The following is a 17,095-nucleotide window of genomic DNA, read 5'->3' as shown; positions in this document are numbered from 1 at the left end:
GTGTATAGGATCGCGTTTGTTATTGGAGCCTGATGTATACAATTGTGTTTATTTATCTCTGTTGGTTTAGGATCACTTAATGAGTCGTTTAGGATCACAAGAAAAGTGTGTTACAGATCACTAGTTTGAAATTAGCAAATCTACGGTAAATCTACTAATCAGCTCTCCATGCTTGATCTGGCAAAACTGGCAGGACAAATTCCTGGTATTAGTAAGCACCTGAGACTAGAGGCAGTGGCGTCTCGCCAACGCCTAGAACGGGCTGAACAATTACTGGCAAAGGCTAAAAAACAACAAGAGAGTTTGGTCAAGTCTCATCAGCAATGGCGCGATCGCATGATTTTCACGGCGGCAACACCTGTAGAATCTCTGGATACTTGTGTTGATATCAGTAGTCCCCCTGAAAGCCATAGTGTTTTCGCCACCGATGGGTCTCAAATTTCCCCCTCTCACCACGAAATTCTCTACTGTTATGTGATTAATGTGGGTCGGGTAATGTTGCACTATGGACAAAGTCTTTACCCTCTGTTGGATAGTGTGCCCGAAGTGTTCTACCGACCGGAAGACTTATATATTTCTCGTCAGTGGGGGATTCGCACGGAGGAGTGGATGGGGCATCGGCGCACCATTTCCGAAGTATCGATGTTAGCAGAAATGGCTTGCCGTTGGGTGAAGCCACCAGCTCCCCACAGGGATACTCCCAATTTAGCGATAGTAGATGGTTCCCTAATTTACTGGTTTCTTGATGGGATGCCAGGGGATGCACGCGATCGCATCTTGCCTCCGATTCTAACAGCTTGGGAGCAGTTGCGTGCTGTTAATGTACCCCTGATTGGTTACCTGAGCGCTTCTCGTAGTGTGGAAATGGTTAATTTCCTCAGATTACCAGCTTGTCCCTATGAAACACCCAAATGTATCACCCAATGTGGTAATCTCACGGACAAGTTGCCCTGTCAGGTGATTGACCCCTTGCGGGATACCACTCTCTGGGCAAGTTTATTGCAACCAGGACAGCGTAGCCCTCTATTTCAGAGTTCCGCAGGGATTCTGGATTTATACGACCATCACCGGATCTATTTCTGTTATGTCCATGTGGGTACAGAAATTGCTCGGATCGAGATGCCAGAATGGGTAGCCCAGAATTCGGCATTGCTCAATCAAGCCTTGAGTTTAATGCTGGGGCAGGTCTATAAAGGATATGGTTATCCCATTGCTGTGTCTGAAGCTCATAATCAGGCCGTGATTAAGGCCGGTGACCGGAATCGCTTCTTTGCTTTGCTTGAACAACAAATGATTCGTGCAGGTGTCAAAAATGTGGGAATATCCTATAAGGAGGCTCGTAAACGGGGTAGTATTAGTTGAATGTAGAATGAAGAATGGAGAATTTAGAATGAAGAATGGAGAATTTAGAATGAAGAATGGAGAATTTAGAATGAAGAATAGTGAATGCAGAATGAAGAATAGTGAATGCAGAATTTAGAATTTATAATGCAGAATAGTGAATGATGAATGGAGAATTTAGAATTTATATATAATGGATAATTTAGAATTCATATATAATGGAGCATGAAGAATGGTGAAGGCAGAATGGTTAAGGCAGAAAGCAGAATGGTTAATTCTACATTCTTAATTCTACATTCTTAATTCTACATTCTCAATTCTACATTCTTAATTCTACATTCTTAATTCTACATTCTTAATTCTACATTCTTAATTCTAAAAAATTTTTACCTTACCCACTTAAAAACCGGTATAGTCTCATGGCAAATGTATTAAGAATTCTGTTTAAACAAGATAGCTATCTCAAGCAAGAGCCGATTCAATCGTCGCAATTGCCTGATAATAAACGTCAGATGGTACCAGCAGGTACTCTATTAGTACTTCGCTATTATGGTCAGGAATCTGGCAATCACATTAAACTGGGTTTAAAAGATATTGCTTTTCAGGGTTTCAGTGGTGATTGGTATGCCTTTGAAGACCATGTAGCAATTATGATGGATAGTATTCAACCAGTAGAAACTGTTAGTAATGTAGTCTCTAAACAAGAGGATAAGACTGCTTTCAACATTCCTATTTATCAGAATACCTTAGTCAATCAACCGGTTTTACTTAACCTTTTCTTTAATCAAGATACGGTAATTAAGCGAGCTCCTATTCAATCTAATATGTTGAATGAAGTATCAAAGCAGGAAATTCCAGCAGGCACTGAATTGGTGATTGTTACTGATCAAGCTAATGCTGATAATACCATTAAGTTTACTGTGGAGGAGAATCACGTAAAATTTAGCCTGAAAGATCTGGAATTCAAGGGCTTTAGTGAAGATTGGTATGCCTTTGCTGGACATGTTGGTATTCAAGGGATGGGCTAATTACTCTTAAAAATCTGAATCATCACTCAGCGTCTCAATCAACAAATCCATCTGTTGCTGTCGCTGATCCAAAAAATATTCACATTCATGGAGATATTCGACAGCAGCGGAGAACTGATCAAACACGTCGGCTAGTGCTAGTTCTCCCGTTTCTATTTGCCTAATGATAGTTTCCACTTTAGCCACCGTCGCTTCATAGTTCCAGGTTTCTCCAGAAGGGATTTCAGTTAGGTTTGAATCAGTTAGGTTTGAATCAGTTAGGTTTGAATCAGGTTGAGTTTCCATAGATAGTAATTCTCAATGGGGTAAGGTACAGAATTTTTGGATTTTAGGGAATCGGGAACAGGGAATCGGGAACAGGGAATCGGTAATCGGGAATTGGGAATCGGGAATCGGTAATCGGTAATCGGGAGAAGAGGCAAGAGGCATAACCCACCCCTAACCCATCCCAGGAGAGGAATAGAGGCAATAGTTAATAAAGTATATAGCAATTCTAAGACTTATGAGGTAAAGTAACAGCAGTCAGTAAACCAATTATGACAATCGGACTTAGTGACTTTTAAGGCACATTCCACACCCTCAACTGTGATACCAGCCATAGAGAACAATTGAACTAAACATAAATACTAAAAGTAGCCCCTTTAAATAAAATCAACGTTCCGACTCCGTTGCTATGCTCCTTGAAGCAAGCAAAAATAAGAAGTCTCGTGGAAAAGAAGTCCAATCACGTTTGCTTCTATTTTAACCTGATTTAGATGGGATTGCCCTATAAAAAAATGCTAGAAACTGTATTTAATCTACCACTTCAGCAAAGACAAAATATAGCCATTATTGGAGCCGGTGCTATGGGAGTCTCAACAGCATGTATTTTAGCTAGATTAGGTATCGCCAAAGTATCGGTTTTTGAAGCTGAATCAAAAGTTTTTAATAAAAATGGAGCTTCTCTCAATAATACAGGTATTTTGCATCATTTTGTTTATGGTGCACATAAAAAGACACTGGAACATTTATTCAAACAAAGTATTTTATTTAAACAATTAATGCCTGAGTATGTTTTTGTAGATAGCTATGTTAATTATTTAGTACCCAATGAAATAGGAAACACTGCTATTAACCAAGAAGGGATAACTTATAAAGATGTTGCTGCTGCTTTGGTTGAAATTTATCAGCAACATTTAAAATACTCTCATAATGAAGCTATTTTTGGCAAGCCAGAAGACTTAGTAAAGATACTAGATCAAGAAGCCATCAAACCCTTACTTGGAAATTTCGATCCGGCCAAACAGGACATCGCTGGTGCAGTCAAAGTTAGGCAATTTGTCTTAAATATTGCCGAATATGTTTGTCACCTGAGGGGGTGACATGCAAGCTAAAATCCTTACTGGGTATTGCGTTCAGCCGATCTGTAACAAAAAGATACATGCTGTTTTGGCCTGACCTTGGACGTAGTTATAAGGGTTTGAGCTTGCCATTACATCATTCGTAGGGTCAATTTGCCAGTTTATCTTTCCTAAGACAACTGGCATCAAAGCCTTATCTAGTAAGATTTTCAGGTCTCATGTCACCCCCTCAGGTTTGTCACATGATCAATCTGTTTAATTTTCTTGTTAGAGAAAATTTTGTTGACATTCACTACAATAAGGAAGTACGTAATATTGCCATCAATAGTCAAAACTTCGAGTTAAAGATAAATCACAATAATCAACTTTATTTCGATACGATAGTTAATGCTGGTTATGCCAAGGGTTTGGGCATTCCGATTCCAGAACTAAAATTTGAGCAATATATCGAAGGAAATCTAGTAAAGCTAAAAGTTTATGGACTATACAAGATTCCCTCAGACTTGAAAAAACAGTTTCCAGAAATCGAAAAAAGTTTTTCTAGTACTATGCTCATTCGAGGTCAATATGGTGGAATAATTAAAGTCGGATACGATCATCTGGCAATTTTTTCTGGTCGAGAATATAACCAGGCAGAATTAGATATTCCCTTGGCTGAAACTCCGAAAACTATTCCTAGGGAATGGTTGGATAATTTGGAAAAAATAACTGGTAGAACGGAAGCAGAAATGTTGAGCACAATTAAGCAGGATATTTCTCGCTGGATTCCTTGGGCTAAGGGATTGGAAAATATTAAGCTCAAAAAAGCGGTTCAAGTTTATCCTGGTAGAAAAACTACCGATGAGGTAGATGCTGCCAAACGGGATGATAATCCTATTCGTTATCTATATCACCATAAAAATGGGGGTAAATATATTCATATTCCTGGGTTTAAATTAACTTCTATTCCTTACAATGCATTTCAGGTTGTTCTCGAAATACTATCAACTTATGTATGCCAGGGTATTCTTACCCAAGAGCAAGTAGATAAGCACATAGCTATTGACCAAAATCAGCACATAATTCTCTCCCCTGAAATGGAATCTGCTCTTGGTAAAAATCTATCTCAATTGGCGGTTTCTGAAAGAGAAAAAATTATTGATGATTGGGGTATTTACTAGCAAATTAGTTAGTGCAATTCTACTACCCATGAGGTACAATTTTCTAGGTTTTAGGGAGCAGCGCTGCATCGCTGTTACCTGTTCCCTAAAATCTCGAAATTGTGTACCTCACAAGTAGTAGAATTGCTATAGTTAAGTAATGACCTAAATGTGAAAACCGATACCATATTCTATCGCCTGTTTCAATCGTTCCCCAGCATCTTTTTTGAATTAATTAACCATTCCCCTACAGAAGCACAAGCTTATCAATTCGCTTCTGTGGAAGTCAAACAACTAGCCTTTAGAATTGATGGGGTATTCCTGCCCACAATCACCACAGCCCAACAACCAATTTATTTTGTAGAAGTCCAATTTCAGAGGGACTCTCAATTTTACTCCCGGTTTTTTAGTGAAATTTTTCTGTACTTAGACAAAACCGAACTCAGCAATGATTGGCGTGGTGTGGTGATTTACCCTAGCCGCAATGTGGAGAAAGGAGCTACTTTTAGGTATCGAGAATTACTCGATTCTCCAAGGGTATCTCGGATTTATCTCGATGAATTAGCCGAGACCTCTGCACCATCGGTGGGTATCTCCACAGTACAGCTAATTGTCACTGAGGAAGATTCTGCCATTGCATTTGCTCAAGACTTGATTCAACGAACCACTGAGGAGGTGGAGAATGAACGACAAAAGCGAGAACTTCTACAATTAATAGAGACCATACTGGTGTATAAGTTACCCAAACTCAGTCGCACGGAGATCGAAGCCATGTTTAGCTTAAGTGATTTACGGCAAACCAAAGTTTATCAGGAGGCAAAAGCCGAAGGTATACAGGAGGGGAGACTTGAAGGTGAAATTCAAGGCAAATTAAAGTCGATACCTCGGTTATTAGCGTTGGGGTTAACCATAGAACAAGTTGCCCAAGCTTTAGAATTAGAGGTGGAACAAGTTACACAGGTGGTTGAGCAGTCTTCTGATAGTTGACATATTTAGGTAATGGGTAATGGGTAATGGGCAATAGGCAATAGGCAATAGGCAATAGTCAAGAGTTCATAAACTATAGCGCTGCTCCCGATTCCCGATTCCCGATTCCCGATTCCCGATTCCCGATTCCCTACTCCCTTATAGTGAAAATCCACAAAGCTGATCCCTTTGACCCTCACGGTTATAGTGCCAATAATCGTACAACCAACTACAACCGCGCTGTAGCAAATAATCCACATCTAAATTCCACAAGATCACGGTTTTGTCTTTACTAGCAGAAGCTAGCCACTTGCCATCGGGACTAAAACTAACTCCAAACACCGAATCGTTGTGTCCCTTAAAGGTATTAATTAAATGTCCATCCCGACTCCAAAGATTAACCGTTGTATCACCACTAGCAGATGCGATTAAGGTTCCATCGGGACTAAAACTAACCCAATTCACGGCACCATTATGGCCTTTCAAGGTATTGAGTAACTTGCCATCACGATTCCAGAGTTTTACCGTGCCATCACTACTAGCAGAAGCAATCATCTCGCCGTCTGGACTGAAACTAACCCAATTCACCGCATCATTATGCTCTTGATTATCCCCTTCTAAGGTTTTGAGCAACTTACCCTTAGTATTCCAGAGTTTTACAGTCCCATCATTACTAGCAGAAGCAATCTGCTTGCCATCTGGGCTAAAACTGACTCCCCAAACTTTATCCTGGTGCCCCTCTAAGGTCTTGACTAAGGTGCCGTCTAAATCCCAGAGTTTCACGGTTCTGTCAGCACTAGCAGAGGCAATTAACTTACTATCGGGACTAAAACTAACTCCCCAAACCTGATCCTGGTGTCCTTCTAGAGTATTAAGCAAGGAGCCATCTAAACTCCAGAGTTTAACCGTTTTATCTTCACTAGCGCTAGCCATAATCGTGCTATCAGGGCTGAAACTAATTGCAGTCAAAGGTTCACCATGAGCCAAGAAGGTTTTGCTGGTACGATCCTTACGCCTCAAGAGTTGAATGGTATTGTCTGCACTAGCAGTAGCAATCATTTCACCATCGGGGCTGAAACTTACACTTCTGACAGTTTGATTATGGCGGATCGGTGCCAGTATCCCCCCGTCACTAGCCCAGAGTCTAATGGTTTTGTCTGCACTAGCCGATGCAATGGTCTTGTTGTCGGGACTGAAAGTGACATCTACCACCATTTCGCTATGTCCAGCCAAGGTTTCGATTAATTCCCCATCACTGTTCCAGAGTTTAATGGTGTGATCAGCACTAGCCGTAGCTAGCCTCTTACCATCGGAGCTAAAACTGACATCAAGAACCCAATTACGATGACCTTCGAGGGTATCAATTAATTCCCCATTAGTTTGCCAGAGTTTGACAGTGTTGTCTGTACTGGTAGAGGCAATAGTGTTGCCATCAGGACTAAAACGGACACTCACCACTGGTTTGGTATGAGCTTGCCAGGTTTTCAGGAGTGTTCCGTCCCTGCGCCAAAGTTTGATAGTTTTGTCCTTACTAGCAGAAGCAATTAACTGACTATTGGGAGAAATACTAACCCCCAACACTGAATCACTGTGACCAGTGAGAGTATGGAGTAAAGCACCATCTTTACTCCAAAGTTTCACAGTTTTATCCTCACTAGCCGATGCGATCATCTGGCGATTGGGGCTAAACCTAACACAATGGACTGTTTCGGTATGCCCATCTGGCCCATCTAAGGTCATTACTAGGGATCCATCCTTACCCCATAGCTTGACGGTTTTGTCTTCACTACCACTAGCCAGCATCTGACCATCTTGACTAAAACTGACACTTTGGATTCCAGCCCGATGACCTCGGAAACTTTTGAGCAACTTACCGTTTTTGCCCCAAAGTTTGATAGTCTTGTCTCGACTCCCAGAGGCAATCAGCTGACCATCTGGACTAAAACTGACACTACTAACCCAATCTCGATGTCCCTTTAAACGGTTGCGTTCTCTGACCCCATAAACTGCCTGTTGTAGAGCAGTGACTACCCGTGTCTGGGTCTCTGCATTCACCCCAAGGGATTGCTGCAATTGCTGGGCTGCCTCTAAACTTAGGATTAGGGCATCAAAGGTTCTGTTGGCATCAACTAGAGCTTTTGAGGAGTAGCTCAGGTCACTCAAATGGTTGTTGGTTTTACTGATAGCGTAGCGAACCCCAAGTATACCGGTAATCACCATCAGACTGAACAATGCCATTCCTGCCCAACGTGCTTCTCGCAATCGTTGTCTGAGAATTCGATTCAGCTTTTCTTCGGTTTTCCTTTGTTTTTTAGTTATTTCAGCCAGTTGGTTTTGGAGTTCTTGTTCTTTAACCAGTTGCTCAATTTTATCCTGGCTCTGTTTGTCTTTCTGGCGCAGATTTTCTAATTCTGCTTGCAGTTTCGATTGCTTTTTATGGCGGATAACGTCTACCAGGTAATCGTGAACCAGTTGATAGCGGTTGATCGTAATTTCTGGTAATATAAATACTAATCCTGATTTCTCAAAAATTTCTAATATTAAATCTAATGTATGGTCTTCTAAGGATGATTCTATGGCTAGCTCCGAGCGATTCTTAAGGGGTCGATTTTTATTGTCATCAATGAGTAACGACAACACTAGCCAAGCCGCTGTTTCATTCTCAGGACCACAATCTTTAATAACTTTTTCTAAAAACCGTTCCACCAGTTTGGCTTTGGGACCATGGTGCTGATACTGAGCTAAAGTCGTAATATTTTCAGCTTGGAGTTGAGCACCTACCACTTGCAACTCAATGGGACGAACTTCTCCAATTTCAGATCCTAATTCTCTGACTAATTCGTCAACTAAAGCTGGCTCTAAATAAAAATTAGCCCGATGGGTTAAGCTTTGAATAACTGCATAAGCATCTTCTAAGGAAAAATTGACTAATGGATAACGAATCTTTTTATCTAAGATATTACTTTCTATAACTTCCCAAGTATAATGTTCTAGTTCTAGTAATTTATGTAAGGCGTTATCTCGGATAGAAAAAATTAGTTTTAAATAGGGTAATTTAAGACAATTTACTAAAAAAATATAAAACAGTTTGCGTTGGTATTGATGGGAATAAACGGAGAAAAACTCTTCAAACTGATCAAAGATTAAAACCGTTAACAAGTTATTGTCGGCGTTGTGTTGTAATTGCTCCAGGATAGAAGAAATTAGATCGTTACCATTACCGTTACCATTAGAATTTATAAATTTTTCCCTGATCAAGAGGTCTTCATTTCCATTTCCTGATACCTGATCGGCCAAGTGTTTATCTAGTTCCCCCACCCAATCGGTGTAAACTTGTACCACAATCGGTAACCCAATGCGATCGCCAAGGGGTCTATTTTTGAGTGCTGGCACTAATCCGGCATGGACAATGGAACTTTTTCCAACCCCTGACTGACCATGAATAACTGTCAGTTTGTGATCAGCACGGGTAATCCGTTCCATTAAGCGGTTTACATCTCGCTGACGTCCGGAAGCTGCCATTTCCTGGGGAATAAGGTCTTGTGGCTGTACACCATGCCAGCTGGGATTATTAGCTCCTCGTGGTGGCTGTAGACGACTAGCACCAATGAAGGCACGGAAGCCATACAGCTGCTCCACTGCCCGTTGTTCTTGTTTAATCCGAAATGCTTCTAGGTATTGCCCTTGTTCAAAGTAAAGGCTACGTAATCGTTCCAACAGGTGCAGGTAACGCTGAGGCTCATAGTGATAATTGCTGGATTCTATGGCATCTGCTAGTTTATGACTCGCTTTTTCCAGCTGCTTGACCGCTTCTGCTAAATTTCCCTGCTTTCCTTGGGATTTTACCAAAAATAATCGATAGAGCTGGGCTAATAGCAATGGATGCAAGCCTTGGTCATGGGGCTGATCATCAGCAGCAACAACCAAAATTAATAGAGCTTTCTCGGCTAATTGACCAGCATCGTCCCATCGGGATTGCTCAAGGGCTACTTCTGCCAGAAAACCGTAATCTTGGGCTAGTTGCACCTGAGTCCCATAGGTTTCATGAAGGGACAGAGCCTGTTGAGAGGTGGTTTGTAAGAATGACCACCCTTGTAGATGCTGCAGCAGTTCAGCTAGCTTACTAATAAAAATAGCCACCAGATCGTGACGCCCCGCTTGGGTGAAAATTCCCATACATCGATGCAGATACGGCCAAGCTTCTTCCCAATAGCGCTGTTTATGAGCTTGATTTTGGTCAGCCTGGCGACAGTAACACAAACCGAGATAAAACAATAATAACCCCTGCCGTTCTAAGTTATCGGTTTGCTGCCAAACTCTTAAGCTTTTACGAAACCGCTTCTTGGCTAGATTTATGCGATCGCGTTTATAGTCATCTAGACCCAAAACAAATTCTAGACTAGCGTCTAATTCCTTGTCCAAGGTAATGCCACGACTGTGCAAATCTTTTAGGGCGAAATCCAGTTCAAATCGACGTTGGTTTTGCAGTGCTGAGTTTCTGGAATAGGTAATACAAATATCGGGGTTGGTTGGTTGGAGGTTGGGAGGTTGGAGGTTGGGAGGTTGAAGGTTGGGAGGTTGGAGGTTGGAATGTTGAAGGTTGGGAGGTTGAAGGTTGGGAGGTTGAAGGTTGGGAGGTTGGAGGTTGGGAGGTTGAAGGTTGGAATGTTGAAGGTTGGTTGGTTGTTCGCCTTTGGCGTTCCCGTAGGGTAGGTTGGGATTGGGGATTTGTGGCGTGGTTGAGGGGGAAGGCTTTCCAGAGTTCAATAGACAGGCAAATACCATTTGAGCCTTTTGTCCGAGAAAATTGACTAACTCTGTGGTGGTCAGTTCAAACTTGAGGGGAGTGGCTGCCCAACTGGCAAAATCTGGTGCCAACCGGATCAGTTTTTGCAGTACTTGGTCATTAACCCACAATATTAGAGGAAAGGTTAGGCGTTTACGAAACTCATCCCGGACTTGATTAGTAGAGGTCAGTAATTCCTCAAGGGCAATGACTGACTCTAAACCAACAATCAGTAATGCGGCATGAGGGGGTGAGGAGGTAAGAGGGTCAGGGGATGAAGGGTCAATGGGGCTAGAACTCTCTCTGTTCCCGCATCTGTCTATCCCCTTGTCCTGTCCACGCCCCAATTCCCTGTGTTCGTAGTTTTGGATGGTGGTGTAAAGGGTGGTAGCCGATGGCGGTATGATAAACTCTGTAATCGGGTATTGCTGCTGACAGAGTGCTTTGAGGCGTTGCAGCATCTGTTGTTGCAAACCCTGGTAGTTACATCGCACGATCACAAGGGAAAATTCCCCTTGTGAAAATGCGATCGCTCTAGAGAGAGCCTTTAATGTACTATCGTTGTATTGGGCAGCGTCTGCTGGTGATTTTGTTTCAACCATGACTTAAACTGCGGTGCCTCTTCTAATGCTGGATTTATACCAAACCAATTTCCATCGCGATCGCGGTATTCAAAGACAAACATACTGCGCAATAGAGTTTGGTATTCCGTATCACCCCTGACTTTTTGCTGTTGCACCACCTGAAACAGCAATTCCCACTCCTCATCAGTAATTGATGAGATCAGATAATCGCGACGTTCGAGAATCACATTTTCTAAACACTCACTGGGAATCGGTGGGTTTTCTTGCCTAAGACAATCAAACAATAATCCTAGCAAGTTGCGCACATGACCACCACTAATTCGGCACAAGCGGTTTAAGGTTTCTATATTATCAAATACTTCCGGGAGCAAAGCAAATTGTTCCTCAGTAGTTTGATTGGGGAAAGCTCTAACCAGTACCATTTCTCGTAGCAAAGCCATGCCATCGGGAAACTCCTTACCTGTGCGCAGTTTAACTGGCACCATCGGTAAGATTTTAGGAGTAAGTCCACCACCTAAGCGATTCTTCAGGGTTTCGCACTCATTGGAGAAAGTTAACGCCAAGGGAATTGTGTACACAATATGGCAATTGAGTCGGCGTAACTGTTCACCCCGGTCAATGAATAAGTATTCTGGTTGCGTACGCCCAGAGGGTAAAGGGCGAATATCCACCCGGTCCAGATTATCCACAATCACCACTAGTCCCGCCTTACCCTTTTTCTTCAGGGTAGTGGTAGCAGGTTTTAGTAGTTCTTCATTAATCGAGTCTAAGATGCCACTAGTGCGAGGTTCGAGATATTCCCGTAATCGACGCCGCAGTTTAGGACTTTCCTTAGTTTTAGCCGTTATTTTGCCAATGCCTACCGACAATTCTGCTTCAGCACCTAATTCAATTGGTGTGCGCAAAAAATCGGTAATTTCTGTAAAAAGATTGACAAAATAGCCTGGTTTTATATTAATTTTAATTTTCTCCAGACTTTCACTGACTTGACCAGCTATACTCAGCAAAATATCGCTTAGATCAACATCAGCCATGTCTAAATCTTGAGACGACTCAAAATAAACCACATGAAATTTTTGTTGCTCTAATTCAGCTTTTAGTCTAAGTAATTCTGTGGATTTACCACAGCCAATATGCCCTGTAAATAGCTGACAAGTCGGCTCATCTGGAGAAATTAAGGTGATGGTTCGCTTGAGGGATTCAATAATTTTATTTCCTCTGACTGGGGAAAAATCAATATAGTATTTTCTATCATTGACATCTCCCATACTCAGGGGCTTGCTGGGATTACAAGCTTTGTATAATCTTGGCAGATCTAGTACCATTATAGCGTAATTTTCCTTCCTGATTTAGTCGCAGGACAATGCTAATTCCCACGTTTTTTTAGCACCTAACTTACCTTTTATAAAAGCGTTTTGCTAACCAATAAAGATGCCCCCGTCAATTCTGAACATATGTCTAGCCACTCACACTTTTGCTCTTGGTCTTTTGCTTCATCCCGGCTGGCCAAGGATAACGACGGTGGGTTTTGACTATTGAGTTTACCCTCAAAATTAGTCCATGTTGGTGTATGATCATTAACTTTACCATAATTTACGATTTGGGTATCCGTGAGACTCTGACCTAAGTTCAGTAGCATCGGCAAGGTTAGACTAACACTTAAGAATTGGCTGATCATCTCATATCTCTCCTATGGTTTGCATCGAATCAATGGTGTAAGGCAATGATTAACTCTTCGACAGCTGTGGGTTGGAATCAGGAAGTTACCAGGGATGAATAATGGCTGTAACCCATGTCAGCTGTGAAGCATCTATGTAAGCATTCAGCCGTCAGCTATCAGCTATCAGCCATTGGCCGTAGGCCACGCACGCTACTTGAGGTGCTTTGTGGCACAGGCAAATAGTTTGTGCCACAGGCTTCGAGGCTGGAACCTAACTCAGCATTATTCGAATGCTTACTTCTTTTATTCAAAAGCTGACGGCTGACGGCTGATAGCTGAATGCTTACGCATCTATTTCTATATTCGCCCTCTTCTCAAAAGTGATTCCTGAACTGATGCTCTAGGATCGAAAGCAGAAGTGTCTTAAGCAGGAGGTGCTGTTTTGACCGAATTCTGGCCTGAGTCTGACTCTGTTAACTCTCTAGATTTTGATCAGGATTTAGATAGCGCAATTTCAGGTTTTGAGCAAATCCAGGCAGAACTGAACTACAAACAGGCACAAGACTCCCTCAGGGATCTAGTCGCTAATCTTGACTTATCCCGTAGAGAAAAAGCTGGTTTAGATGCTCAAATCCAAGACTTAGGCAATCTGCTTGAGAAGCTGGAAAATACCTGTATCCAAATTGCGGCCTTTGGCATGGTGGGACGAGGGAAATCCTCTGTACTCAATGCCTTAGTCGGTCAACCTGTATTTGAAACTGGTGCCCTACATGGGGTGACTCAGAATGCTCAAACTGCCCATTGGCAGCCCCATAATCAAAGCCATAATCAAAGCCCTAGTCAAACCTCTAGTCAAGAAACCCCTAGTCCAAATCATAGCCAACAGGATATTCTACAGGTTGCCCTACCCAGTATTGGTAATTCCCAAATTCAGCTAATCGATACCCCAGGGATTGATGAAGTAGATGGGGAAACTCGGGAAGCCTTAGCTCTAGAGGTGGCTAAACAGGCAGATTTACTGCTGTTTATTATTGCTGGTGATATGACTAAGGTAGAGTACCAAGCTCTATCTCAGTTAAGAGCTAGTGGGAAACCGATGTTACTGGTGTTGAACAAGATTGACCAATATCCCGATGCTGATCGCATGGCAATTTACAGAAAAATTCGGGATGAACGGGTCAAGCAGTTGCTTTCACCAGCAGAAATTGTGATGGTTGCTGCTTCACCTTTGGTATCTGTAGCAGTGCGATCGCCTAATGGCAACATTCAGGTCAAGCGCCGCCGAGGGAAACCCCAGATTGAAGATTTGAAACTAAAAATTCTGGAGATTTTACATCGGGAAGGTAAATCCCTTGTTGCTCTTAACACCATGCTTTACGCGGATGAGTTGAATGAAAACTTGGTCAACCGAAAAATGAAGATTCGGGATGACAGTGCCAATCAAATTATCTGGAAAGCAGTGATAACTAAAGCATTTGTCATTGCTCTCAATCCAGTTACTGTTGTGGATATCCTCACCGCTACTGTAGTTGATGTGGTAATGATTCTTACTTTATCCCGTCTCTATGGTATTGCTATGACTGAGCAGGGAGCTATTCAATTATTACAAAAAATCGCTATGAGTATGGGAGGTATTGGTGCTAGTGAACTCTTGGCTAACTTGGGACTGAGTAGCTTAAAAAGTATTTTAGGCATTTCTGCTCCTGTCACTGGTGGGGTTTCCCTAGCGCCATATATGTCCGTTGCCATCACCCAAGCTAGTGTTGCTGGAGTTTCTGGCTATGGTATTGGACAAATTACCAAAACCTATTTAGCTAATGGCGCATCCTGGGGAGAAGATGGACCAAAAGCCGTTGTTAGACGAATTCTCTCCTCTTTAGACGAAACCTCAATTCTCCATCGCATTAAAGGAGAATTGAGGGCAAGATTATCGAAAGTTGAAGGTTGAAAGTTGTTTGTAAGAATGTAGAATGTAGAATGTAGAATGTAGAATTAAGAATTCTACATTCTACATTCTTAATTCTTAATTCAAAAAGGGCGAACAACCTTGGCCTTTAGGCCACGCTACGCGAATAACTTCGAGTTACTTTTTGAAAGAATCTAGCCATTCTCTAACTTGCTCACCAGCAACATCGCGACCTCCGAGACCGAAGGCTAATGCGATCGCAACCGCGATTGCACCTAAGAGCAAACCAAAGGCTAAGTTCACAATATCAGGGGCAATGCCCATTTGTTGTAGACCTAGGGCTAAAGAAAAGGCAATAATCGCAATCCTAGCTACTTGTGCCAGGATATTTGATTGGCGAGCGCCGGAGCCAGTAATCAAGTTGAAAGCAAAATTGGCTAGGAATAGACCGATAGCAAGGACTACTAACCCGGACAGCACCCGAGCACCAATGAAACCAACCCCACCGACAATGTCAGTTAAGGCGGGAATCTGTAACACATCCGTTGCTGCCACAATACCAGCGATCATGATACCAATCAGTACAAGCAGTCCCGCTAGCTCAGAAGGGGTGCGACTGGTAAGTGGGTTCTGTGGTGTGTCTGATTCTGCTGTTTCATCAGTTGTTTCATCAGTGGTGCTAGGAGCGCTGGCGGAAAAACCTAGCCAATTAAATAAATTGTTGAAGCCAAGGTCTGTCAGGACGTTGGTGAGCAGATCATTAACAAACTGTCCGATTACGTAGAAAACTGCCAGAATACCAGCCGCAGCAAATAGTTTGGGGATGGTATTAGTAACCTGGCTTAACATTGCGATCGAAGGGCCAGAGATGGCCTGGATCTGCAAGGCATTAAGGGCAGCGGTAGCAACGGGAATCAAAATCAGGACATAGACAATCGTACCGATAATCCCCGCTAGGGAGCGACCACCAGAGCTACTTAGTCCAAACCGCTCCCCGATCTGATTTGTACCTGCTGCTGTCAAGAAACTAGTGACCAGACGTTGCACAAGTTGAGCAATAAACCAACCAATAGCACCAATTGCTATGGCTGCGCCAATATTGGGCACAATCCCCCAAATCTCACCCAGCATAGTTAGTACTGGATCGAGAGTTCCCTGTAAGCCTAGGGTCTCTAAGACCGATGGCAGAAACAGTAAGAAGATTAAGTAGTAAAGGGCATTGCCAATGGTTTGAGCCAGAGAGAACTGACTAGTACCACCATCGCCGACTTGCTCACCCAAGCGCTGATCGAGATTCAATGCATTGAGGGTCCTGACTACTATCATCTTGACGATAGTTCCGATTAACCAGGCAATGCCCAATAGAATCGCCGCACCAAAGACACTGGGGAGGAAGCCGAGGATGGTGTCTAGAAAACTATTCAGGGGTCCGGAAACCGTATCTAGCTTGAGGGTTTCTAGAACCGCCACTACCGTGAAAACGATGATAATCCAGAAAACTGCCCCGGATAACCATTGCTCAATGGGAGGAGGCTCGCTTCCTGGCTGACCGCCAGTAGCCCACTGAGCAATGTTGTTGTCAATATTGGTGCGATTCAGTACTGCTTTGGTAATACCAGCAGCAATCTTAGCAAGGATAAGACCAATGACTAAGATTGCGATCGATTTAACCACATTCAGTAAGGTGGTTCCCCCATCTGCCAAAACTTGGTCTAATGCGGGAACTCCTGTCTGGGCTAAAACCAGGTGTGCCGATGGCTGCACACCAACTCCTACAATTTGGAAGATACCTTCCCAAGTTCCATTCATAGTCTTTGTTCTTACTTAAATTGTCCAATGTCACAAACAACCCTAAGTTTTTTAAGTTCCTTGTGACTACTGTGGTCTGGTGAGGAGCACGGTATTATCGTCTCAACTAGATAAGTTGAGCAGCGGGGAAGCTGCGCGTCTGGTGACCCCAGAGGAACCGAGACGCTGCGGTATAGACTGCCGTCCCAAAAAGAGCTGGACAACAAGAGGTGCAGTTGTTGTGCTTTCCAGTTAAAGCCGGAATCGCCGATTCTGCACAAGGTAACGTTTGCCTCGCCAACGTTGTTGGTCGGTACTTTCCGAACCGCACTGTCTTAGCCCTCGTCTAATTGTTTAACGACTCGGTTCTAGAGCTTGGAGCGGGCAAAGTACCCCAAGGTAGGAACTTTAACACTTGCCAACAACGTAGATCCTTTACCTTAAGGGCAACCCCTTGGGTCAAGGTCTTAGGCTGGTCAGCTACCTGAAGGGAGGCTATCTACGCCTGGTCTCTTCAGAGGAGGGTGCTGACTGAAAATAACCTTGAGCAGAAGGTA

13 protein-coding genes are annotated in these 17,095 nt (G+C 42.9%); 6 read left to right on the top strand and 7 right to left on the bottom strand.

Annotation, left to right across the window (positions count from 1 at the left end; all coding sequences use genetic code 11):
• Positions 1 to 168 precede the first annotated feature (168 nt).
• Complete coding sequence (locus F6K63_RS22445; RefSeq protein ID WP_287313152.1) at positions 169 to 1,362, top strand: DNA double-strand break repair nuclease NurA; 1,194 nt, start codon at positions 169 to 171, stop codon at positions 1,360 to 1,362.
• A gap of 398 nt (positions 1,363 to 1,760) precedes the next feature.
• Positions 1,761 to 2,369, top strand: a complete 609-nt coding sequence (locus F6K63_RS22440) for a hypothetical protein (RefSeq protein ID WP_071104244.1) — start codon at positions 1,761 to 1,763, stop codon at positions 2,367 to 2,369.
• Between the two features lie 6 nt (positions 2,370 to 2,375).
• Here F6K63_RS22440 and xseB read toward each other — a convergent pair whose 3' ends face one another.
• On the bottom strand, positions 2,376 to 2,654 hold the full coding sequence (gene xseB / locus F6K63_RS22435) for an exodeoxyribonuclease VII small subunit (protein WP_083373696.1): 279 nt from the start codon (positions 2,652 to 2,654) through the stop codon (positions 2,376 to 2,378).
• A gap of 12 nt (positions 2,655 to 2,666) precedes the next feature.
• The gene (locus tag F6K63_RS22430; RefSeq protein ID WP_267875608.1) at positions 2,667 to 2,798 is read right to left on the bottom strand and encodes a hypothetical protein; all 132 of its coding nucleotides are present in this window, start codon (positions 2,796 to 2,798) and stop codon (positions 2,667 to 2,669) included.
• Positions 2,799 to 3,145: 347 nt separating this feature from the next.
• Here F6K63_RS22430 and F6K63_RS22425 point away from each other — a divergent pair, with 347 nt between their 5' ends.
• From F6K63_RS22425 to F6K63_RS22415, 3 genes are all read left to right on the top strand, one after another.
• Positions 3,146 to 3,730, top strand: coding sequence for an FAD-dependent oxidoreductase (locus tag F6K63_RS22425; protein WP_287313151.1), 585 nt, complete (start codon positions 3,146 to 3,148; stop codon positions 3,728 to 3,730).
• Between the two features lie 221 nt (positions 3,731 to 3,951).
• Positions 3,952 to 4,869, top strand: coding sequence for a hypothetical protein (locus F6K63_RS22420; protein ID WP_287313150.1), 918 nt, complete (start codon positions 3,952 to 3,954; stop codon positions 4,867 to 4,869).
• Between the two features lie 150 nt (positions 4,870 to 5,019).
• Positions 5,020 to 5,835, top strand: coding sequence for an Rpn family recombination-promoting nuclease/putative transposase (locus tag F6K63_RS22415; RefSeq protein ID WP_287313149.1), 816 nt, complete (start codon positions 5,020 to 5,022; stop codon positions 5,833 to 5,835).
• Between the two features lie 5 nt (positions 5,836 to 5,840).
• On the opposite strand, the gene F6K63_RS22410 is transcribed toward F6K63_RS22415, so the two are convergent.
• The 4 genes from F6K63_RS22410 to F6K63_RS22395 form a co-directional block, all read right to left on the bottom strand.
• A complete protein-coding gene (locus F6K63_RS22410) occupies positions 5,841 to 5,990 on the bottom strand; it encodes a hypothetical protein (protein WP_287313148.1) in 150 nt (49 codons plus the stop codon).
• Complete coding sequence (locus F6K63_RS22405) at positions 5,974 to 11,202, bottom strand: WD40 domain-containing protein (protein ID WP_287313147.1); 5,229 nt, start codon at positions 11,200 to 11,202, stop codon at positions 5,974 to 5,976. Before F6K63_RS22405 ends, F6K63_RS22410 begins: the two co-directional genes overlap by 17 nt.
• Positions 11,148 to 12,509 carry a P-loop NTPase fold protein gene (locus F6K63_RS22400; RefSeq protein ID WP_287313146.1) on the bottom strand — a complete coding sequence of 454 codons (1,362 nt, stop codon included), beginning with the start codon at positions 12,507 to 12,509 and terminating at the stop codon, positions 11,148 to 11,150. The genes F6K63_RS22405 and F6K63_RS22400 overlap by 55 nt, the downstream gene beginning before the upstream one ends.
• A gap of 77 nt (positions 12,510 to 12,586) precedes the next feature.
• Entirely contained in the window at positions 12,587 to 12,862 is a 276-nt protein-coding gene (locus tag F6K63_RS22395) for a hypothetical protein (protein ID WP_008178783.1), read from the bottom strand.
• 424 nt (positions 12,863 to 13,286) lie between these two features.
• On the opposite strand from F6K63_RS22395, the gene F6K63_RS22390 reads away from it, so the two are divergent.
• Positions 13,287 to 14,792 (top strand): GTP-binding protein, encoded by a 1,506-nt coding sequence (locus tag F6K63_RS22390; RefSeq protein ID WP_287313145.1) that lies wholly within the window; start codon positions 13,287 to 13,289, stop codon positions 14,790 to 14,792.
• A gap of 135 nt (positions 14,793 to 14,927) precedes the next feature.
• Here the strand turns inward: F6K63_RS22390 and F6K63_RS22385 are convergent, their stop codons facing one another.
• Positions 14,928 to 16,559, bottom strand: a complete 1,632-nt coding sequence (locus tag F6K63_RS22385) for a mechanosensitive ion channel (RefSeq protein ID WP_008178789.1) — start codon at positions 16,557 to 16,559, stop codon at positions 14,928 to 14,930.
• Positions 16,560 to 17,095 lie beyond the last annotated feature (536 nt).

The sequence above is a fragment of the Moorena sp. SIO1G6 genome (assembly GCF_010672795.1).
GTDB lineage: Bacteria > Cyanobacteriota > Cyanobacteriia > Cyanobacteriales > Coleofasciculaceae > Moorena > Moorena producens.
This window is presented reverse-complemented; position numbering and strand designations above follow the sequence as displayed.